Annotated in this window: 16 protein-coding genes; 9 read left to right on the top strand and 7 right to left on the bottom strand. The window is 74.2% G+C overall.

Annotated features, from left to right (window positions below; genetic code table 11):
* Positions 1-191 precede the first annotated feature (191 nt).
* Together AB0881_RS00090 and AB0881_RS00095 are read left to right on the top strand one after the other, a co-directional pair.
* Positions 192-1,166 (top strand): hypothetical protein, encoded by a 975-nt coding sequence (locus AB0881_RS00090; RefSeq protein WP_366612881.1) that lies wholly within the window; start codon positions 192-194, stop codon positions 1,164-1,166.
* A gap of 2 nt (positions 1,167-1,168) precedes the next feature.
* Positions 1,169-1,573 (top strand): DoxX family protein, encoded by a 405-nt coding sequence (locus AB0881_RS00095; RefSeq protein ID WP_366612883.1) that lies wholly within the window; start codon positions 1,169-1,171, stop codon positions 1,571-1,573.
* 49 nt (positions 1,574-1,622) lie between these two features.
* Here AB0881_RS00095 and AB0881_RS00100 read toward each other — a convergent pair whose 3' ends face one another.
* Positions 1,623-4,472, bottom strand: a complete 2,850-nt coding sequence (locus AB0881_RS00100; RefSeq protein ID WP_366612885.1) for a hypothetical protein — start codon at positions 4,470-4,472, stop codon at positions 1,623-1,625.
* Between the two features lie 307 nt (positions 4,473-4,779).
* On the opposite strand from AB0881_RS00100, the gene AB0881_RS00105 reads away from it, so the two are divergent.
* Together AB0881_RS00105 and AB0881_RS00110 are read left to right on the top strand one after the other, a co-directional pair.
* Positions 4,780-6,144: a potassium transporter TrkG gene (locus AB0881_RS00105; RefSeq protein ID WP_366612887.1), complete on the top strand. Its 1,365-nt coding sequence runs from the start codon at positions 4,780-4,782 to the stop codon at positions 6,142-6,144.
* Positions 6,137-6,799: a TrkA family potassium uptake protein gene (locus tag AB0881_RS00110; protein WP_366612889.1), complete on the top strand. Its 663-nt coding sequence runs from the start codon at positions 6,137-6,139 to the stop codon at positions 6,797-6,799. Before AB0881_RS00105 ends, AB0881_RS00110 begins: the two co-directional genes overlap by 8 nt.
* Here the strand turns inward: AB0881_RS00110 and AB0881_RS00115 are convergent.
* From AB0881_RS00115 to AB0881_RS00135, 5 genes are all read right to left on the bottom strand, one after another.
* Positions 6,796-9,000, bottom strand: coding sequence for a phosphodiester glycosidase family protein (locus AB0881_RS00115; RefSeq protein WP_366612891.1), 2,205 nt, complete (start codon positions 8,998-9,000; stop codon positions 6,796-6,798). The two genes, AB0881_RS00110 and AB0881_RS00115, sit on opposite strands and share 4 nt — an antisense overlap.
* 99 nt (positions 9,001-9,099) lie before the next feature.
* Positions 9,100-12,426 (bottom strand): DUF4132 domain-containing protein, encoded by a 3,327-nt coding sequence (locus tag AB0881_RS00120; protein ID WP_366612893.1) that lies wholly within the window; start codon positions 12,424-12,426, stop codon positions 9,100-9,102.
* A gap of 34 nt (positions 12,427-12,460) precedes the next feature.
* On the bottom strand, positions 12,461-12,874 hold the full coding sequence (locus tag AB0881_RS00125) for a nuclear transport factor 2 family protein (RefSeq protein WP_366612895.1): 414 nt from the start codon (positions 12,872-12,874) through the stop codon (positions 12,461-12,463).
* Positions 12,871-13,383 (bottom strand): nuclear transport factor 2 family protein, encoded by a 513-nt coding sequence (locus AB0881_RS00130; RefSeq protein ID WP_366612897.1) that lies wholly within the window; start codon positions 13,381-13,383, stop codon positions 12,871-12,873. Before AB0881_RS00130 ends, AB0881_RS00125 begins: the two co-directional genes overlap by 4 nt.
* Positions 13,380-14,279 carry an LLM class F420-dependent oxidoreductase gene (locus tag AB0881_RS00135; protein WP_366612899.1) on the bottom strand — a complete coding sequence of 300 codons (900 nt, stop codon included), beginning with the start codon at positions 14,277-14,279 and terminating at the stop codon, positions 13,380-13,382. Before AB0881_RS00135 ends, AB0881_RS00130 begins: the two co-directional genes overlap by 4 nt.
* A 204-nt stretch (positions 14,280-14,483) precedes the next feature.
* Between AB0881_RS00135 and AB0881_RS00140 the strand changes: the two genes are divergently transcribed.
* Positions 14,484-15,377, top strand: a complete 894-nt coding sequence (locus AB0881_RS00140) for an IclR family transcriptional regulator (RefSeq protein ID WP_366612901.1) — start codon at positions 14,484-14,486, stop codon at positions 15,375-15,377.
* Between the two features lie 17 nt (positions 15,378-15,394).
* Here AB0881_RS00140 and AB0881_RS00145 read toward each other — a convergent pair whose 3' ends face one another.
* Positions 15,395-16,000: a flavin reductase family protein gene (locus tag AB0881_RS00145; RefSeq protein ID WP_366612903.1), complete on the bottom strand. Its 606-nt coding sequence runs from the start codon at positions 15,998-16,000 to the stop codon at positions 15,395-15,397.
* A gap of 304 nt (positions 16,001-16,304) precedes the next feature.
* Between AB0881_RS00145 and AB0881_RS00150 the strand changes: the two genes are divergently transcribed.
* From AB0881_RS00150 to AB0881_RS00165, 4 genes are read left to right on the top strand one after another with little or no spacing between them, the layout of a single operon-like run.
* Complete coding sequence (locus AB0881_RS00150) at positions 16,305-17,174, top strand: alpha/beta fold hydrolase (protein ID WP_366612905.1); 870 nt, start codon at positions 16,305-16,307, stop codon at positions 17,172-17,174.
* Positions 17,171-18,862 carry an FAD-binding protein gene (locus AB0881_RS00155; protein WP_366612907.1) on the top strand — a complete coding sequence of 564 codons (1,692 nt, stop codon included), beginning with the start codon at positions 17,171-17,173 and terminating at the stop codon, positions 18,860-18,862. Before AB0881_RS00150 ends, AB0881_RS00155 begins: the two co-directional genes overlap by 4 nt.
* Positions 18,859-19,917 carry a ferredoxin--NADP reductase gene (locus AB0881_RS00160; protein ID WP_366612909.1) on the top strand — a complete coding sequence of 353 codons (1,059 nt, stop codon included), beginning with the start codon at positions 18,859-18,861 and terminating at the stop codon, positions 19,915-19,917. The genes AB0881_RS00155 and AB0881_RS00160 overlap by 4 nt, the downstream gene beginning before the upstream one ends.
* Before the next feature lie 52 nt (positions 19,918-19,969).
* Positions 19,970-21,166 carry an acyl-CoA dehydrogenase family protein gene (locus AB0881_RS00165; protein WP_366612911.1) on the top strand — a complete coding sequence of 399 codons (1,197 nt, stop codon included), beginning with the start codon at positions 19,970-19,972 and terminating at the stop codon, positions 21,164-21,166.
* Positions 21,167-21,177: the final 11 nt, after the last annotated feature.

A 21,177-nucleotide genomic window follows, 5' to 3' on the forward strand; every position in this document is an offset into this window, starting at 1 on the left:
TCACGGAATGGGCTGTCGCCGTTCACAATTGACTTCCACCGGGCCTCCGGTCACCCTTTGGGCACTGCGGCCGAAACTCGAATCGGCCCCCCCGCCGGCATTGTCGCCGGGCCCGCCGGAAAGGCGCCCCCACCCGAAATGAAAGGAGTGGGATCACGGGTGCCCCGCCGGCCCCGAAAAAGGAGGAGACCGTGTCCTTCAGCCTGCCCTACAGGAGATTCTCGTTCGTCCTCGCCGCGGCCGCCGCGCTGGCCGCCGCCGCGCTCGCTCCCGCCTCCGCCGCCCACCTGGCCGGGCCGTCGCAGGTCAACGCCGCCCCGACCGCCGGGGCGGAACGCACCGCCACCCTGCGGTACGGCCCGTACACCATCCCCGCCGCCACCCAGGACGAGCACGGCGAGCTCCCCAACCAGGTGGCGTTCAACGTTCGGAAACCGTGCGACGACTGCTACATCACGGGATTCAAACCGAATCTCGTGTACGCGGACGGGACCACCGCCAACATCAACACCGGCCCAATGCTGCACCATGTCGTGTTCTTCAACTCGCGGCAGCGGGACGTCGTCTGTTCCGGGCCGCGCCGCATCATCTCGTCCGGGAACGAGCGAATGGAAAGCGTCTTCCCGGACGGCTACGGATTCCGCGTGAGTTCCGGTGACAGATGGACCCTGCTCTACGACCTGATGAACCACGGCCACGCCGAGAAGCAGGTCTACATCCAGTTCACCTTCACCTACGAACCGGTGGCCGGCTCCCGGATCACGCCGGTCACGCCGATCTGGATGGACGCCGGCGGCTGCGCCGACTCCACCTGGGACACGCCCGAGGGGCAGCCCAGCGAGCGGTCCAGGACGTGGCGCTCCACGATCTCCGGGAACCTCGTCCACATGCGCGGCCACCTGCACCACGGCGGCGTCTCGGTGAAGACCGAGAACGCCACCCGGGGGCGGCTCCTGTGCCAGAGCACCGCCACCGAGGGCGGGACACCGGAGTTCATCGACCACCACGGCAACACCGAGGTGTCCGACATGCCGACGTGCAGCGGGACGCCGCTCGGCCGGATCGGCCGCGGCGACACGCTGCGGATCACGGCGGCGTACCGGGCCACCGACCACGCCCACCACGGCGTCATGGGGATCATGACCGGCTGGGTCGACGAGGACTGACGATGCCCGACGCGGAGAAGTTCACCGAACCGGTGCTGGCGCTGTTCCGCATGGTCGTGGGGCTGCTGTTCGCGTTCCACGGCGTCGCCTCGCTGTTCGGCGTGCTGGGCGGCAGCCGCGGGACCGGGCGGGCGGTCGAGTTCGCGGCCTGGCCGGGCTGGTGGGCCGCGCTGATCCAGCTGGTCTGCGGGCTGCTCGTGCTCGCCGGGCTGCTCACCCGGGGCGCCGCCGTCCTGGCGTCCGGATCGATGGCCTACGCGTACTTCGTCGTCCACCAGCCGGACGGCCTGCTGCCGCTGCGCAACGGCGGCGAGCCCGCGGCGCTGTTCTGCTGGTCGTTCCTGCTGATCGCGGTGCTCGGCCCCGGCACCTGGGCGCTGGACGGGTTCCGCCCGCGGCGCCGCTGAGATGCACCGATCGCCAGGGGGCCCGCCGGCGCGGGCCCCCTGGACCATGTCAGTGCGCCGTTCGGTGGGCGCGGCCCCACAGGGCGTTCCAGCCGCCCGGCGGCAGCCAGGCCGCCGGGACGCGCAGGCCCTCCGTGTGGACGCCCTCCCAGAACGCGCCGGTGTCGGCGCCCAGCTCGCGCGCGTCCGGGAACGCGCGCTGCCACGGCCCGTCCTCGTCGCTCAGCGCGGTCGCCGGGAATCCCGGGACCGTGACGGTACCGGCCGGCGCGACCGGGACCTGCCCGTCTCCCGCCGGACCGCAGGTGACGGCCACGACCAGCGCGCACAGCAGCGGCTCGGTCGTCCGCCGGGACACGGCGCGCGCGACCGCCGGGTCGCCGCCGTCCACCAGCCGCCCGATCGCCGCGCGCAGGCGCAGCGCCATCAGGTTCATCGAGTACGCGGGCGCGACCGCCGGCGTCCGGGCGAGCCTGCGCAGCGACCCGGGCAGCGGCGCGGCGCCCAGGAGGAGCGGCAGGTTATCGAAGCGGTCGCGCAGCGCGGGGTCGAGGGCGTCCACCGCCGTCCGCAGCGGGCGGACCGAGGTCAGCGTCCACAGGCCGGCGAGGTCGAGGCCGCCGTCGCCGAGCGCGTTCCGGACGGCGCCGGTCAGCGCCGCCGGCCCCAGCCGCCGCAACCGGGTGAGGGCCGCCAGGGGATCGGCGCCGGTGGCCGGCGGGCCCGCCAGCACGGCCAGCGCGCCCGCGGCCGCGGCCGTGACCTCGTCCGCCCACGCCTTCTCCGCCAGGGTGCCGAGCACCGGGCCCGCGTCCTGGAGCAGGCGGGGCCGCGGGCGCCGCCGTACGGGGCGTCCCGGCGGGGGCTCCTCCTCGGCGGGCGGCTCGGGCTCCTCGACCCTCGCCGGGATGGTGGCGACCCAGGCGTTCAACCGCTCCTCCACCCGCCGGTCGACGGGGGCGTTGAACCGCGCCGCCAGCTCGGTGATCTGCCAGCCGCGGGCGGCGGGGCGGGCCCGGCCCAGCTCCAGGTTCGCGACGATCCGGCCGTCCTCGCCGTACAGCGCGGCCAGCCCGATCCGGCCCTTCTCGGCGTTCTCCAGGTAGTACTCGCCGGCGATGCAGTTGCCCATGTAGTTGGCCCACTCGGCGACCGTGCGGGCGCCGCGCGCCAGCCGGAACGTCCCGCCGGTGCCCGGTACGGCGGCGCCGTCCACGGCGGCGAGCGCGGCCGGTACGGGGAACTCGCCGCCCAGCGCCGCGGTGATCTCGGCCCCGGCCCGCAGGCTCGCCACGAAGTCCGGCCACGTCCGGGCGCCGCGAGCCGGCCTCCCGCCCAGCGCCACCAGCTGCGCCGCGCCCGCCACCGCGCCGGTGACCGAGTCGAGCGGCGGCTCCAGCGGGTCCTGCTCGGCCGGCGGGTCGGGGTCGAGCCAGGGCGGGTCCCGATCAAGGGAGATCTTCGCGGCCTCGTGCCCGTGCAGCCGGGCGAGCGCGTCCATGAGGTCGGCGCACCACAGCAGGTCGCCGACCTCCTCGGACGGGTCCTCCCGGCTCTCGATCGGCTCCCGCTCGCCCAGCGCGTGCTCCGCCCAGGCGGCGACGCGGTCCCACTCCTCGCCGTCCCGGCCCGGGACGAGCCCGGACCGCTCGCGCCAGCCGCTCGTGGGGTGGCGGGCCCAGGCCCGCAGAACGTCCGCGGGCGCCCCCGTCCTGCCGAGGATCACCTCCGCGAACTGCTCGGCGGCCAGCTCGGCGTAGTCGCGGGCGTGGGCGAGCCGCGACGCGACGTACACGGCGAACCCGGGCGCCCCCGTTCCCCTGCCCAGCCTGCGGCACAGGTCGCGCACCGCCGTGGCGGGCCGCGCGGACAGCCCGGTCAGGCCGGGGACCCGGCGTCCGGCGCGCCGGGCCTGGGCGGCGTCGACCTCGTGGTCGGCGGCGGCCAGCAGCGCCCCGGACCGGACCATCCCCTCCTCGGCGCCGTGGTCGGCGACCGCGACCGCGGTGTGCAGCAGCGCCGTGGCCGCGAACGCGTCCTCCAGGATCCGGTCGAGCACGCCGTGCCAGTAGCGATCGGTCGGTATCCAGCGCGCGGCGAGGGCCAGCGACGGGTTGCTCACGCCCAGGTTGCGGCGCAGCGCCTCCAGGGCCAGCTCGTCCTCGTGGTGCGAGCGGCGCGCGCGCAGATCGTCCAGCCGGCGGCGGTTGCTCTGGGTCGCGAGCAGCCGCTCCTGCCGGGCCTGCCGCCGCTGCCGTTCGGCGACCCGGTCCCACAGGTCGGCGAGCAGCTCCGGCCGCCGCCGCCGGGGTACGGGCCCCAGCGCGCCGCGCAGGTTCGCGGCCAGCACCGACGGCAGGCCGCCAGCGATCGGGTCGGCGCCCTCGGCCGCGGTCAGGGCGAGGACGTCCTCGATCTGCTCGGGGCCCAGCAGGTCGCTCGCCGCCGTCGCCAGGTGCAGCGCCGCCCACCGGCCCTCGGCGATCGCCGCCGCGGCGGCCGCGCCGACCGGCTTGGTGACCGCCGGCCCGAACAGCGCCACCAGGAAGCCCGCCCGCGCGCCCAGCCGGTCGGCCTCCGCCACGCCCAGGACCTTCAGGGCCGCGAGGACGGCGTCCCGCTGGTCGCCGCGCGCCCCTTCGAGCCGCGCCGAGCGGAACCCGCCGCCCAGCGCCACCCCGGCCCCGGCCGCCACCACCCCGCCGGCCCGGACGAGCCGCTCCAGCTCGGCCACCGCGTCCGCCACCGCGGCCTCGCCGGCCGTGGCGGGGCCCAGCGCCACGGCGGCGCCGGGAGCCGCGCCGCCGTCGTCCGCCAGCCGGACCGGGCCGGCCGGCCGGGGGAGCCAGGCGGCCTGCCCGGGCGCCGCGACCACCCCGCCCGCCAGCCGAAGTCTCATGAACCACATGATGACGGACCCGGCGAACCGCACCCAAAGGAATTTCTGGGGCCGGCCTTGCTCGTCGGCGCTCCGCACGGCCTCGGTGCCTCCATCGGCGCCCGCTGCCGTCGCCTGGCCGGGACTCGGGTCATGTCGGGCCCCGGGAACCGTGACACGTCCGCTTTCGCCAGGTGAGACCGGAATTCCGGGGGTGTTCGTACGGTGGCTGGGGTACGGTTTGCTGCCGTGGGGCGGGAGACCTGGTCGGCTCCTCCGCCGATCGTGTTCCTGGGGGTGCCGCAGCCGCGTGGTGTACCGGCCGTCGATGGGATCCGTACGGGCGCGGATCACCAGATCGTTCATGGGGCGCTTCCAGCACCCCGCCCAGGTCGTGGTCACCGGCTTCCTGCTGGCGATCCTGGTGGGCACCGCGTTCCTGTCGCTGCCGGCGTCCACCGACACGGGGGAGCCGCCGCGGTTCCTGGACGCCCTGTTCACCTCCACCTCCGCCGTCTGCGTCACCGGGCTGGTGGCGGTCGACACCGGGACGCACTGGTCCACGTTCGGGCATGTGGTGATCGGCGCGCTGATGCAGGTCGGCGGGCTCGGGATCATGACGCTGGCCACCCTGTTCGCCGTCGTCGTGTCGCGCCGGGTCGGGCTGCGCGCCAAGCTGGCGGTGCAGGCCGAGACCAAGCAGCTGCGGCTGACCGACGTGCGGCGGCTGGTCCGCAACGTGGTGATCTTCAGCCTGGTCTGCGAGGCGATCGCGACGGTCGTGCTGGGCGTGCGGTTCATGACCGAGTACGGGCAGCCGGCCGGCCGCGCCTTCTACTGGGGCGCGTTCCACGCCGTGTCCGCGTTCAACAACGCCGGGTTCGCGCTGTGGCCCGACAGCCTGACCCGGTACGCGGGCGACCCCTGGATCTGCCTGACCGCCGCGATCGCGGTGATCGTCGGCGGGCTCGGCTTCCCGGTGGTGTTCGAGCTGGCCCGCGGCTGGCGGCGCCCGGCGGCCTGGTCGATCCTGACCCGCGTCACCCTCGGCATGTCCGCCGTGCTGCTGTCGCTCGGCACGGTCGTCCTGACGCTCAGCGAGTGGAGCAACCCGCGCACGCTCGGCGCGCTGACGTCCGGCGACCGGCTGCTGGCCGGCTTCTTCGCCGCCGTGATGCCGCGCAGCGGCGGGTTCAACAGCGTCGACACCGGGCAGATGCGTCCGGAGAGCCTGCTGGTCACCGACGTGCTGATGTTCATCGGCGGCGGCAGCGCCGGGACGGCCGGCGGCATCAAGGTCACCACGTTCGGGCTGCTGGCGTTCGTCATCTGGGCCGAGCTGCGCGGCGAGAGCCGGGTGAACGTGGGGCACCGCCGGCTGCCGGAGGGGACCCAGCGGCAGGCCGTCGCGATCGCCCTGATGGCCGTCGGGTTCGTGGTCACGGCCACGTTCGCGCTGCTGGTCATGACCGAGCACACCCTGGACCGGGTGCTGTTCGAGGTGATCTCGGCGTTCGCGACCGTGGGGCTGTCGACGGGGATCACCGGCGATCTGCCGACCGCCGGGCATGCGCTGCTGGTGGCGCTGATGTTCGTCGGCCGGATCGGCCCCCTCACACTGGGGACGGCGCTCGCGCTGCGCGAGCGCACCCGCCGGTACGAACTACCTGAGGAGCGACCCATCGTTGGCTGAGATAGGAAACGACCCCGTCGTGGTGATCGGGCTCGGCAGGTTCGGGACCTCGCTGGCCCTGGAGCTGGCGCGGCGCGGCACCGAGGTGCTGGCCATCGACAACCGGCCGAAGATCGTCCAGAGCCTGTCCGGGCGGCTGACCCACATCGTCACCGCCGACGCGACCGACGTGGACACGCTGCGCGAGCTGGGCGTGGCCGACTTCTACCGGGCCGTGGTCGCGATCGGCGGCGATCTGGAGGCCAGCATCCTGTCGACCTCGCTGCTGGTCGAGCTGGACATCGACGACATCTGGGCCAAGGCGGTCAGCCGCCAGCACGCCCGCATCCTGGAGCGCGTCGGCGCCCACCACATCGTGCTGCCCGAGCAGGACATGGGCGAGCGCGTCGCCCACCTGGTCAGCGGCCGGATGCTCGACTACGTCGAGGTCGACGAGAACTTCGCGCTCGTGAAGACGCTGCCGCCCAAGGAGATCGTCGGCGTCCCGCTCGGCGAGACCCGGCTGCGCGGCAAGCACGGCGTCACCGTCGTCTCGGTCAAGCGGCCCGGCGAGGACTTCACCTACGCCTCCGTCGACACCGTCCTGGAGTACGGCGACGTCATCCTCATCGCGGGCCCGATCAACAAGGTCGAGCGCTTCGCGGAGCGCGCCTAGAGGGCGGCGGGGCGGATCTCGGCGCGCAGCCAGCCGGGGGTGCGGGCGGGCGACACGCCGAACAGCGCCCAGCCGGCGCCGCCGCCGTCGAAGGTGCGGACGCCGTCCAGGCGGGACGCCCCGAACGCCGGGGCGCCGGCGTTCAGCACGGCCGCGCCCTTGCCGGTCGCGGTCCGGAACTCCGAGAGCCACCGCTGAACGAGGGCCGCCTCCTTGGGGTCGCCGGAGCGGTACCCGGCCACGATCACCGAGTGCACGGACGGGTCGCGGCGGGCGCCGGCCAGGGCCTTCCGCAGCATCCGGAACTGGCGGAGCGAGGCGGCCTGGTACGTGCCGCCGGACGCGTCCAGCAGGACGAAGCGGGTGCCCTCGCGGTCGAACGTCCGCCACCGCCTCCCGACGTCGGCGTACGGGACGCGCCGCGCCTCCAGGACGCTCCGCGCCGCCGCCGTGCCTCCCGCGAGGAGGACGAGGCCGGGCCGCGCCGCCGCGATCTCGCCGAGCGTTCGGGGCGACGGCGCGGACGCCAGCGCGAAGCGCCGGCGGCCCGGAGCGAGGCCGCCCCTCTGGACGATCACGGGATCGGTCACGGGCGGTGGCGGCGGGGTGCGGCCGACCGGCAGGGTCGTCCGCGCCCCCGCGACGCCGATCGTCACGGCGGCGGACGCGGAGGGGGCGCGCGGGGTGACGGTGAGGGCCGTGGCGCCCCGCTCGACTCTGACCTTCGCGGGATCGTACGCCAGCCGCGCGTCGGACGGCACGATCGGGGCCGCGTAGCCCTCGCGGTCGTAGCCGGTGATCGTGTACGTGGCCGGTCCCCGGCGCGTGGCGGCGATCCTGACCGGCGGGCCGAGGACGGTCAGGCGGGCGCGGCCGCGCGCCGCGCCCCGGCGCGCGGTGATCCGCACGGGGCCGGGGCGGGCGCCGCCGGGAGCGCGGTACGTGCCGTTCCGGTCGATCCGGCCGCGGGAGGCCAGCCAGCGCGGCGCCCCGCGCGCCGGGCCGAGCGCCTCGTCGTGCCCGCGGGCGGCCAGCCGGCGGGTGAGGCCGGGGAAGACGCGGCGCGAGACGGTCTCGACCGAGAAGCCCGCCAGCCTGCCGCTGCCCGCCGCGAACAGGCCGATGCCGTTCGGGACGCGGCGTTCGGCACCCCCGGACGGCCGGTTCTCCAGCCGGGGGCGGGCGCGGCCGGGCTCGCGGGCCAGGAGGGTGGACGAGCCGCCGCCGTCGAGGTTCAGGGCGTCGTGCGCGCCGGCCTCCCTCATCAGTCGCGCCAGCTCGGCGAGCGTCGCGCCGCTGCTGTCGGCCTGCCGCCCGTCGACGGTCATCAGCAGCATGCGGCCCCGGTCCGCGGTGAAGCCCACGGCGGTACGGGGGTGCCGGGCCGGGTCGGGGAGCGCCGGGATCCGGCCGTCCTCGACGAGGATCTGGCGGCCGCCGATCGCGAACGCGGGCTTCGCGCCGGACGAGCGCGGGCGGTAGCGGAGCCGGACCGGGTCCCCGGGCTTCAGGCGGCGGAGGTCGCCGCCGCCGTTCTCCACCAGGACGAAGCCGTTCGCGGGGACGGGGCCGGAGCCCGGCCCGCGCGAGATCGACGCGACCCGGCCGTTCACGACGAGCACTTCGGTCGTGCCGGCGGCGCGCGTGCGGGCGCCCCACTCCGGCGTGTAGGCGCCGATGCCGCGCACCTTGGGCGTGTTGAGCCGGTCGAGCCCCACCACGCGCCCCCGGGGCAGCGCGACCTCGCCGTCCAGGGAGATCCGCGCGATCTGGCCGAGACCGTCGGCGCCGATCCCCGCCGTACCGGACGGCCGCCCCGGGTCGGCCGACTTGACCAGCCTGCCGTTCGCGACGGCCGGGCCGTTGGGGGCGCCGGTACGGCCGATGTCGAAGAAGTCGCCGTTCACGGCCGCGATCGCCCCGGCCCGCTCCGCCTGCCTCGACAGCGGCTCGACGGACGAGACCGTGCCGGGCGACAGGTACCCGGCGCGGACCCGGCCGGCCCGGGTGCCGGTGAGATCGACGGTGAGCAGGTCGGCGCGCAGCCAGCCCGCGGTGTCGAGCCGGTCGAACGAGGTCAGCGTCATGCCGGGGCCGACGCGGCGGGTATCGCGGTCGGTCTCCAGCGGGTCCGCGCCCGCGTGCGCGGGTACGGCCGTGGCGGTGACCGCCAGCAGTGCGATCAGGGTGGGCGCGAGCACAGCCCCAGGTAACTGGAGCCGGGCGGGCCGCGGCCGCCGCGCGGGCAACGGGTCCGGAAAGATCGGCTCAAGCGGGCGTGACCCGGGCGGGCGAGGGCGCTAGATCGCCGCGTCGGCCAGCTCGGTGAGCTGGGCCAGCACCTCCGACGCGGTCAGCGGGTCGAGTTCGCCGAACGTGCGGCCGGTGTCCGTGCCGTAGCGGTACTTTCCGGGCCGCTCGTGGATCCACACGCTGTTCAGAACCTGTTCCGGGATCCCGTCGATCATCCCGATCGAGATCCCGGGATCCAGGTCGATGATGACCGACAGCCCGCCCGGCACCGGGCGCGAGGTCCAGCCCTGGCCGCCGCCGTCGCCGGGCGCGCCGCGCTCCCAGCCGTGCCGTTCGAGCCGGACGACGGCGCCGCTCGGCACCGTGAGCCCCTCGAACCGCGCCAGGTGCCAGGCCGCCCGCTCCTCCTCCGTCAGGCGGTGGACGGTACGCGCGAGCTGCGGGAACGGCTGCAGGATCTCGTAGTCGGCGAACACCTCGCCCCACGCGGCCAGATCCGCGGCGTCCAGCTGGACCGGGTGCGCGATCCGCACCTCCGCGGTCTCGGGCAGCTCCAGCGGGTCGTCGTTCACGTCCGCGTACGTGCGGTCCTCGGCGATCCGGAACGCGGTGGTCGTCCCGGCGTGGTCGGCGAGCCACACCAGCCGCCGGGCGATGTGGACGACCAGCGGATGCCCGGCGAAGTACTTCCCGAACTCATCGGCCGTCCACCGCCGCTGCTCCACCATGGCGGCCTCAAGGCGCCCGACCTGGTCGGCGGCGACCGTGCGGACGTCCTTCTTGAGCGCGGTGAACCTCTTGTACGCGGGCTCCGCCAGCTCGGCGTCGTCCTTGGCGCCCGGCTTGGGCAGCGACTTGCGGCGCTTGCCGGAGTCGTCGGTGACGTACGGCTTGAGCGACTCGTCGAACCCGACGTGGAAGCGGCGCGGCCCGTAGTCGAGGGTCAGGCCGCCCGCCGCGTCCAGGCCGAGCGTCGGGACGAGCCGGTCGCCGAGCCGCTCGGGCGACAGGCCCAGGTCGGCGGCGATGCTCTCCACCTTCTCCTGGGCGCGCGCCTTCAGGCCCTTGAACTTCACCTTCGTGGCGATGCCGTGCAGATGCATCAGCGCGACCTCGGTGCCGATGGCGGCGAGCACGTCTAGGCCCTTCTCGGCGAGCTTGTGGCCGCCCTCGCCCGGCCACTCGCGGATCAGCGGGGCCAGCCGCCGCACGGTCTCGTCGTCGCCGAGCACACCCAGCTGCGCCAGCGCCCAGCCGTCCTTGGACGGCCCGCCGGCCAGCCGCCACCAGCGGAAGACCGCCCAGGAGAAGTCGGCGAGCGAGCCGGGGTCGCAGATCTCCCGCACCACGTCCAGGCCCGCGTAGACCCGGCTGTACTCGCACATCGCCATCATCGTGACGATGTGGCGGGTGGCGGCCGCCGGGAGGGCGCGCTCGCGGTCGCGCAGCAGGACGCGCGGCAGCCTGGCGGGGTCGGCCCACGGCCCCGGCACCGGGATCCGCGGCGGGAGCGTCTCCAGCGGATCCCGCGCCAGGAACGCCCCGGTCGCGGCGGTGGCCTCGGCCCCGTTCGCCGCGGCCGCCCCGATGACCGCCTCGGCGCCGTGCCGGTCGGCCAGCAGCCGCAGCGTGCCCCGCGCGGCGGCGCCGTCCGCGCCCTCGTCGCCGAGCGCGGCCGGGACCAGGTAGGGCACCGCGGCCGCGCCGTGCCGCCCGATCCACTCCTCCCCGGCGCGGCGGGCCGCCTTGGCGGTGGTGAGCCACTGCGCGGCCAAGCCCGCCGCCTCCGGGCCCAGGTACGGGACGAGCGCCGCGCCGTGATCGGCCGGCCGCTTGGCCGCGGCGCGCAGCACCACCGGCAGCGCGTCCAGCCCGAACCGCGCGGCGATCGCGCGCACCAGCGCCCGGTCCACGGGCGGTTCCATATCGGCCAGCAGCGGCCTGACCAGGTCGTCGGGCCCGTACAGGAGGAGGCGGCGCCGGTCGGGCCAGGTGATGAACGTCCCGGCCCGCACCGCCTCGGCGTCCAGCTCCCACTGCGCGCGGGACGGCTCCGGCCCGCGCGAGTACGGCGTGACCGCGAACTCGTCCCGCTCGCCGGGCGCCCAGTGCACCGACGTCTCGGCGGGGACGGGCACGTCCGCGATCGCGGCCGGTGCCGCGGCCTCGGCCTCGGCGGCGGGACGCTCCCACGGCGGGGTGACCAGCAGTTCCGGCAGGTCGGCGGGCGCGGCCTCCTTGACCTGGTGGACGGCCTCGTACCGGGACGCCACCGCGCCGCGCGCCTCGTCCGGCAGGCCGTCCAGGACGCCGGCGACGAGGTCGGGATGCGCGCCCACGTGGGCGCGGAGCAGCTCGCCCGCGAGCCCGGCGGCCTTCGAGGTGCCCGAGGCGGCGGCGCCGAGCAGCCGCAGCGCCCGCACCGGGAACCGGTCCGCCGCCTCCACCAGCAGCGGCGGCACGTACCGGTGCTCGATCCGGTCGAGCAGCATCCCGAACGCCTCGTCCGACGGCAGCAGCGCGAGCGCCTCAAGCGGCATCTTCCGGTCTTCGGCGCGCGGTTGCGCCCGGTCGCACGCGGCGTCCACGAGCGGCGCGGCGGCCGGGCCGAGGCCCTCCATGACGGTCGCGATCATCCCCCGGTCGGCGTGCACGACCCGGCGGGGGAGGCCGCCGAGCAGTTCGAGGTGGCGTTCGGAGCCGAGCGCGCACAGCAGCATCCACCACGAGTCCGCCTCCCCGCCCCGCGTCGCGGGGGGAGCGGCGCAGCACTCCTCGACCCAGTCGGACCGGCCGGGGACGAGGTACGAGACCGCGATCCGCTGGAGCGGCGTCCGCCGGTGCCCGGCGAGGCCCTCGACGGCGGCGGCGTACTCGTCCTCGCCGGCCGCGGCGAGCAGGCCGCGCAGGAAGCGACCGTGCCGCCGCGCGCCCCGCCACAGCACGGACCGGTCGGCGGGCGTCCGGTGGCGGACGGCCAGGACCCCGCCGCCGGACGAGCGGCCGCGGTCCACCGCCAGGAGGTTCAGCTCGGCGAAGACGCGGGCGGCGAAGGCGAGGCCGTGCTCGATCACGCACGCGTGGAGGAAGAGGTCGTCCGCCCCCGGGTGCTCGCCGATCAGGACGGCGCCCAGCACCGCCGCGCCGGCCGCGTCGGGCGGGCCTGCGAGGTGCGCGCGGGCCCGGCCGGCGAGCTCGCGGTCCTGTTCCGGGCTATCCAGGACCCGGTCCACGGTGCCGGTGCCGAGATACGCGGCGATCTTCGCGGGCGCCTCGCCCATCGGGGCGGGCGCGGGGACCGGCACGCCGCCGCGCCGGGCGTGCATGCCGGCCCGCCAGGACTCGGGCAGGACCAGGACCGTCTCGTCGATCATGGCCGCACCCTAGTGGCCGGGTGTGCCGAAATCCCTACCGATCGGGACGGAGGACGCCGCGATCCCCCAATTCGATCGTGACGCGGAACCTCCGGTACGTGATCCGCCACCCGTCACCGGTACGCGCCCAGTGGTCCTCGTACTCGCCGAAGCACTCGTACGTCAGCCCCTCGGCGGGACCGGCACCCACGTGCATCACGCGCCCGTAGGTGAACGAGCGGGCGGTGTCGCCGTCCACGTGCACCCGGTGGTTGCCGAGCAGGTGCTGGGACGGGCCGCATCCGCCCAGGTGCCTGCGCACCTGCGCGACGATCGCGTCCGGGCCGTCGGCGCCGTAGCCGTGCGCGTCCGGGGTGAACGCGGCGCCGAGCGCGGCCCAGTCGCGGGTGTCCAGGGCGGTGGCCACGTCGCACAGCGCGTGGACGATCGCCTCGCGGTCGCCGCTCACCGGGCGTCCCGCCGGAACCGGGTGGCGCCCGGGAAGTGGGAGGCGAGCAGGTCGGGGGACTCGTCGCGGCCGTCCAGCACCCGGTTGGTGCGGTTGACCGCGCGCCAGCCCGCCTCGGTGCGGCGCAGCGTCCAGTGGTTGGCGGTGGCGCGGCGGAGGGTGAAGCCGTCCGGGGTGTTGACGATCATGAGGGTGTAGGCGACGGCGGTGGCCTCGTCGCCGTCCAGCGTGATGTGCGGCGGGCCGGGGAAGTGGGCGCAGCCGCCCTGGATCCAGCCCTGGTGGTTGCTCGACCTGACCATCTTCCCGATCTGGTCCCGGCCGGCCATGTAGATCTCGTCGACGTCGTACACGCCGTCCGGCTCCCACAGCTCCGCGACCTGGTCGGCGCAGCCGCTGTCCACCAGCGGGCCGTACGACAGGATCAGCTTGGTGATCTCCTGCTCGTCCTCCACGGCGCGCAGCCGCCGCTCCAGGTCGGCCAGCCGCCGCTCGACCGCGTCGCTCATCGGTTCCCCTCCTGCTTCTCGCCGGACTTCTCGCCGAACGTGAGACCGTGCTCGCCCGCCAGCTCCCGGAGGGCGGCGAGCTGCTCGCAGTAGTGCGCGGGAGAGCCGGACCGGAGCCGTACGCCCGCGATCGTGGCGCCCGCGTCGCGGAGCCGGCCGAGCGCCCTGCCGGCCGCGTCCGCGTCGCCGATCGGGTCGAGCGGGCGGTCGGGGCCCAGCACGACGTCGAAGCCGTCCGGCAGGTCGGTCTCGGCGAGCATCCGCGCCATCGTGTCGAGCGGCAGGCCGAACGGGACCCAGCCGTCGGCGCTCGCGGCCCGGCGCAGCGAGCGCGCCGACCGGCCGCCGATCCAGATCGGGACGTGCTCCTGGACGGCGTGCGGCTCCACGACCAGGCCCTCGTAGTCGTAGTACTCGCCGTGGTGGCTCGGCAGCCGCTTGGACAGGGACCCCTGGAGCGCGGCCAGGGCCTCGTCCGCCCGCGCGCCGCGGTCCTTGAACGGGGCGTCCAGCAGCGCGAACTCCTCCTCCAGGCTGCCGACGCCCAGGCCGAGGACGAGCCGCCCGCCGCTGACGCGGTCGAGGGTGCCGTACCGCTTGGCGATGGCCAGCGGGTGGTGGTAGCCGAGGACGAGGACCTGGGTGGCGAGCCGGATCCGCTCGGTGCGGGCGGCGATGTAGCCGAACGTGGCGAGCGGGTCCCAGTAGACGCCGCCGCGCCGTTCCGCGGCCTCCACCGGGACCGCCACGTGCTCGCTGCAGGTGACGTGGTGGTAGCCGAGCCGGTCGGCGGTCTCGGCGATCAGGCCGATCTCCTCGATGCCGGCGGCGCGTTCCCACTCCGCGTGCCCCGGGGGCGGCTGGGCCACCACCGGGGTGACGATGCCGATCCGCATCCGTCGTCCCTCCCTGTCGTGCGTGCACGCTGCCGTGCAAGAAAACATTCTAACGATCTTCGACCGGGTGGCCGGTGGCCCGTGGTGCCGCTGGGGATCCTGACAAGACCAACTTCACCTGCTGGAACTCAACCTCTTCCAACCGGCGGCCCGGGTTGCTAGATTCCGATTAACAAGAATTCATTTCAGTCAGTGGGAGCTGTGATGAGCGAGCAGACGATGGACCCGGCGGTCGGCCGTGACACCCCTCCGTCGATGGTCGAGCGAATCTCCCTGATCCTGGACGCCTTCAGCGGCCGGTCGGCCCGGCTGACGCTGGAGGACGTCGCCAGGCACACCGGTCTGCCCCGTTCCACCGCGCACCGGATCCTGGACCAGCTGGTCCGGCAGCGCTGGCTGGAGCACAACTCCTACGGCTACGGGCTGGGCCAGCGGGCGCTCGGTCTCGGTGGCCGGGACGGCGGCCACGGCAAGATCCGCGAGGCGGCCGCGCCGCTGCTGCACGAGCTGCAGATCACCACCGGCCTGGTGGCGCATCTCGCCGTGCTGGACGGCGCCGAGATCTACTACCTGGACAAGATGGGCGGTCGGTACGCCTCGGTCGTGCCGTCCCGGGTCGGCGGCCGCGCCCCGGCCCACTCCACCGCGCTGGGCAAGGCGATGCTGGCCTGGATGGAGCCCGAGCAGGTCGAGGCGAGCCTCGGCGCCGGGCTCAGCCGGCTGACCAGCCGCACCATCGGCGAGTTCAGCACGCTGCACCAGGAGCTGCACCGCATCCGGCAGCGCCGCGGGCTGGCGTTCGAGCGCGGCGAGTCGTTCCCCGGCATCGCCTGCGTGGCCGCCGCGATCCGCGGCCACGAGGGCCCGGTCGCCGGCATCTCGCTGGTCGGCGACATCCGCACGCCGCTGGAGAACGTCGCGCCGCTGGTGGCGACCGCGGCGCGCGAGGCGTCCCAGGAGCTGTTCCTCGGCCCCGCCTCCGCTCGTCGGCCGCGCGCCCGGCGCGGCACCTGCGCCGCGCCGTCCACCGACGCCTCGTGGTCGCCGGAGACGCTCAACCGGCTGCTGGCGATGGACGGGCGCGGCGACTGGATGTGAGAGGACGCGCGGGCGGCTCAGCCCCACCGGTCGCCGCGCGACCACGGGTACGGGGCGATCGGGCCGTCCGGCTCCTCGATCCCGAACCGGCTGCGGAAGAAGATCATCGGCCGCTCGCGGTTCTCGCCGTCCTGGCGGCCGGTCTCCGCGAGCGGGGTCTCGATCGCCAGCACCCGGCCGATCACCACGTCGTGGTCGCCGGCGCGGTGCACGTTCTCGATCCCGGCGTGCACCCGCAGCAGCACCTCCGGCAGCGACGGGGTCCCCCAGGGCGACACCTCCCAGTCGAGGTCCTCGTACTTGCGGCCCTTGCTGGAGCCGAAGCGCGAGCACAGGTCGCGCTGGTCCTCGCCCAGCACGTTCACGCAGAACCGGCCCGCGGCCTGGATCCGCGGCCACGAGCGCCCCCGGTGGTCGGCGCAGAACAGCACCAGCGGGGGCTCCAGCGACACCGACGTGAACGACTGGCAGGCGAAGCCGACGGGCTCGCCGCCCTCCATGCCGGTGACCACCGTGACGCCGGTGGCGAACTCCGCCATCGCCTTGCGGAACCGGTCCGGCGTGGGAGGCGGACCCGGCGCCACGGCGCCGGGTTCTGCGGTGAGCGCGGGCTCGGCTGACATGTGTCACCTCGGTTGCTCTCTGCGGGCCGCGGTGTGCGAACGGGAGGCACGTGCGACGGTGCCACGACGGTAGGTCGCGGCCCGTACCGCCCGCGTGACGCGATCCCGATGAGTGGAACCCGCCGGGGGGCGGGCGCCGTGAGACGTTATCGCGGGCCGCGTCCCGCTGATCGGGATCCGGTCCGCCGACTTGGACGAGCGCTTGATTACCTTCGGGTACGCCACCCATAGTGCCCACAACGTGCCCATCTCGCACCCGTCACCCCGACGAGCGACCGCCCCATCCCCGAAGAGCTGAGGGACCATGACCACGGAGCTGACCTACGAGTCGACGTTGCGCGAACTCGCCACCGACAAGGGCGTGCTGCGTTACCACGAGGCCGGCGAGGGCCCGCCGCTGCTGCTGCTGCACGGTTCCGGCCCCGGCGTGACCGGCTGGCGGAACTTCCGCGGCAACCTGCCGGTGCTCGCCCAGCACTTCCGCTGCCTCATCCTGGAGTTCCCGGGGTTCGGCGTGAGCGACCCGACCGACGAGCACCCGATGCTGGCCGCCCCCGGCTCGGTGATCCGCTTCCTGGACGGCCTGGGCATCGACCAGGTCGACGTCATCGGCAACTCCATGGGCGGGATCGTCGGCACCAACGTGGCGATGGCGCACCCCGAGCGGGTCCGCCGGCTCGTCACCGTCGGCGGCATCGGCCGCAGCATCTTCGGCCCGGGGCCGGGCGAGGGCATCAAGCTGCTGATGGAGTTCACCGAGGAGCCCAGCCGCGAGCGGCTGATCCAGTGGCTGCACTCGATGGTGTACGACCCGAAGATGGTCACCGAGGAGCTCATCGAGGAGCGCTGGGAGCAGGCCACCGACCCGGCCACCCTCGCCAGCGCCCGGAAGATGTACAGCAAGGCCGCGATGGCCTTCAACTTCAAGATGCAGGCCGAGTCGGACACGCCGCCGTACTGGGCGATGCTGCACAAGCTCAAGGCGCGCACCCTCATCACGTGGGGCCGCGACGACCGGGTCAGCCCGATGGACATGGCCCTGGTGCCGATGCGCACCATCCCGGACGTGGAGCTGCACATCTTCCCGAACTGCGGCCACTGGGTGATGATCGAGCAGAAGGAGGCCTGGGAGCACGCCGTCCTGGCCTTCCTGACCCGTAAGGACGCCTCATGACGAAGGACTGGGACGCCGAGTACGACCTCGTCATCGTCGGGAGCGGCGGCGGCGGCATGACCGCCGCGCTGAGCGCCGCCGACGCCGGCCTCAAGCCCCTGATCGTCGAGAAGGGCTCCAAGTTCGGCGGCAGCACCGCGCTGTCGGGCGGCGGCATCTGGATCCCGAACAACCCCACGCTGCGCAAGCTCGGCCACAATGACAGCCGCGAGTCGATCCGCGCGTACCTGGACGAGCTGACCGAGGGCAAGGTCCCCGCGGCGCGGCTGGACGCCTACGTCGACCACGGCCCCGCCACGATGGAGCTGCTCGCCAAGAGCAAGTGGATGAAGTTCTTCTGGGTGAAGGGCTACTCCGACTACCACCCCGAGTACGAGGGCGGCCGGCCGCGCGGCCGGTCGATCGAGGCCAAGCCGTTCGACACCCGCAAGCTGCGCGAGGACGAGAAGTACCAGCGGCCCAACAACATGAAGGGCCCGATGGGCCTGTGGATCACCGCCAAGGACTACCACGACCTGGCGATGGCCAAGCGGACGTGGGCCGGCCGGCGGATGACGCTGGTCGCCGCCTGGCGGGTGGCGTCCAACATGGTGCTGCGCCGGCACATGGCCACCGGCGGGCGGGCGCTGATCGCGCGGCTGCGGATGGCGCTCAAGGACGCCGGGATCCCGCTCTGGCTCAAGACCGCCATGACCGAGCTGGTCATCGACGGCGACGGCGTCGTGACCGGGGTCGTCCTGGAGGACCGCGACGGCAACGTCAAGCGGGTCCGCGCCAAGCGCGGCGTGCTGCTGGCGACCGGCGGGTTCGACCACAACCAGGAGATGCGCGACAAGTACCTGCCCAAGGGCGGCCAGGACGACTTCGCGATGGGCGCCCGCGAGAACACCGGCGACGGCATCCGCATCGGCGAGCGGGCCGGGGCGGCGCTGGACCTGATGGACGACGCCTGGTGGATGCCCGCCGTGCGGCACCCGCTCGGCGCCGTCATCCCGCTGGTGTCCGAGCGCGCCATCCCGCGCCAGGTGATCGTGTCGGCGGAGGGCAAGCGGTTCACGAACGAGGCCGCGCCGTACGTCAACTTCGTCCACGACCAGCTCGCGGGCGGCCACGTCCCGGCCTGGTTCATCATGGACGCCAAGACCCGCGCGCGGTACCCGTTCGCGCAGATCCTCCCGGGCGCCCCGATCCCCGGGAAGTTCTACAAGGAGAAGATCGCCTTCCAGGCCGACACGCTGGCCGAGCTCGCCGGGAAGATCGACGTCCCGGCGGACGCGCTGGCCGCGACGGTCGAGAAGTTCAACGAGTACGCCCGCGCCGGCAAGGACCCCGAGTTCGGCCGCGGCGACAGCGCCTACGACCGCTACTACGGCGACCCGACGCTGCCCAACCCGAACCTCGACGTCCTCGACACCGGCCCGTACTACGCGTTCCGGCTGGAGGTCGGCGACCTCGGCACCAAGGGCGGGCTGGTCACCGACGAGCACGCCCGGGTGCTGCGCGCGGACGGCTCGGTGATCGAGGGCCTGTACGCCACCGGCAACACCTCGGCCGCGGTGATGGGCAACGAGTACGCCGGCCCCGGCGCCACCATCGGCCCGTCCATGGTGTTCGGGCACATCGCGGCGCGGCACGCCGCCGCACGCGACGGCAAGGCCGTGAACGGAGAGGCAGCAAACAGGAAATGACCGGTCCGGCATCGCTCAAGGCGCGCGTCGTCGATGTCGTGCGCGAGACCGAGGACGCGCACACGCTCGTCCTCGAACCCGCCGAGGGGGACGCGGACCGGTTCACGTACCGGCCCGGCCAGTTCCTCACGGTCCGGGTCCCGGCCGGCGACGGCTGGGCGGCGCGCTGCTACTCGCTGTGCAGCTCGCCGATCGTCGACGAGCGGCTCAAGGTCACCGTCAAGCGGGTCGCGGACGGGGTCGGGTCCAACTGGATCTGCGACAACGTCACCGAGGGCGACGTCCTGGAGGTGCTGAAGCCCGCCGGGACGTTCACCCCCCGCTCGCTGGACGAGGACTTCCTGCTGCTGGCGGCCGGCAGCGGCATCACCCCGGTGATGTCGATCCTGAAGTCGGCGCTCGCCGGCGGCTCCGGGAAGGTCGTGCTGGTCTACGCCAACCAGGACGAGCGGTCGGTCATCTTCGCCGCGGAGCTGCGCGCGCTGGCGGCCGAGCACGCCGACCGGCTGACGGTGATCCACTGGCTCCAGTCGGTGCAGGAGCTGCCGACCGGGCCGGCGCTCCAGGCGCTCGTCCGGCCGTACACCGGGTACGAGGCGTTCATCTGCGGGCCGCAGGCGTTCATGGACCTGTCGGTGACCGCGCTGAAGGGCCTGGGCATGCCGAACGCCCGGGTCCGGGTGGAGCGGTTCTTCTCGCTGGCCGGTGATCCGTTCGCCCCGGAGGTGGAGGACGAGGAGGCCGCGTCCGGCGGCGCGGACGGGGCGGGCGACGAGGACGCCGCCACCGTCGAGGTCGAGATGGACGGCGAGACCACCACGCTGAGCTGGCCGCGCAACCAGCACCTGCTCGACGTCATGCTGCGCGCCGGGATGGACGCGCCGTCCTCCTGCCGTGAGGGCTCCTGCGCCGCCTGCGCCTGCGTGCTGGTGGAGGGCGAGGCGACGATGGACGCCAACACGGTGCTCGACAAGCAGGACCTCGCCGACGGGCTCGTCCTCGCCTGCCAGGCGAAACCGGTCAGCGACCGGCTCAAGGTCAGTTATGACGGCTGACGCCTGATCACTGACGCTGAAACAGACTCCATTACCCCAGGGGAGACAGGCGATGACGGTGCCGAACAAGAACGCCGTGCTTGACAAGATCATGGAGCGGGCCGCGGAGCTGCGCGAGCTGGGCCCGGTCAACGAGTCGCTGGGCCGGCTCGACGACAAGGCCGCCAAGGTGCTGCGGGACGCGGGCATGATCCGGATGCTCCAGCCCAAGAACCACGGCGGCCTGGAGACGCACCCGCGCGAGTTCGCCGAGGCCGTCATGGGGATCGCCTCGCTGGACGGCTCCACCGGCTGGGTCGCCGGCATCGTCGGCATCCACCCGTGGGAGATGGCGATGGCCGACCCCAAGGTGCAGGAGGAGATCTGGGGCGAGGACCCCGACGTGTGGATCGCCTCGCCGTACGCGCCGATGGGCATCGCCCGGCCGGTGGACGGCGGCTACATCTTCAACGGCCGCTGGCAGTTCTCGTCCGGCACCGACCACTGCGACTGGATCTTCCTGGGCGCGTTCCTGGGCGACGAGGACGGCAAGATGGCCATGCCGCCGACCTCGCTGCACATGATCCTGCCGCGCTCGGACTACACGATCGTCGAGGACTCGTGGGACGTCGCCGGGCTGCGCGGCACCGGCAGCAAGGACATCATCGTCAAGGACGCGTTCGTCCCGACCTACCGGACGATCGAGTTCAACAAGGTCGTCGAGGGCATCCAGCCCAAGGAGGCCGGGCTCACGAACACGCTGTACCACGTGCCGTTCTCGTGCGCGTTCCCGCTGGGCATCACCTCCGCGGTGATCGGGATGGCCGAGGGCGCGCTGGCGCACCACCTGGCCTGGCAGCGCGAGCGGGTGCAGATCACCGGGACCAAGGTGAAGGACGACCCGTACGTGCTGTACGCGATCGGCGAGGCCACCGCCGAGATCCAGGCGTCCCGCGCGGCGCTGCTGGAGAACGTCGACCGCATGTACGACAAGGTCGCCGCCGGCCAGGAGATCAGCTTCGCCGAGCGCGCCGCCGGCCGCCGGATCCAGGTCCGCGCCGCCTGGCGCGCCGCGCACGCCACCACCGAGATCATGATGCGCTCGGGCGGCAACGCGCTGCGCAACTCCAACCCGATCCAGCGGTTCTGGCGGGACGCCCACATGGGCCTGGCGCACGCCATCCACGTGCCCGGCTCGGTCTACCACGCCTCCGCCCTCACCGACCTGGACGTCGAGGTCCCGCAGGGCCCGATGCGCTCCATGATCTGACCGCCCCGGCC

Origin of the sequence: Spirillospora sp. NPDC029432 (genome assembly GCF_040703975.1) — a bacterium.
In the GTDB taxonomy this organism is placed as follows: domain Bacteria; phylum Actinomycetota; class Actinomycetes; order Streptosporangiales; family Streptosporangiaceae; genus Spirillospora.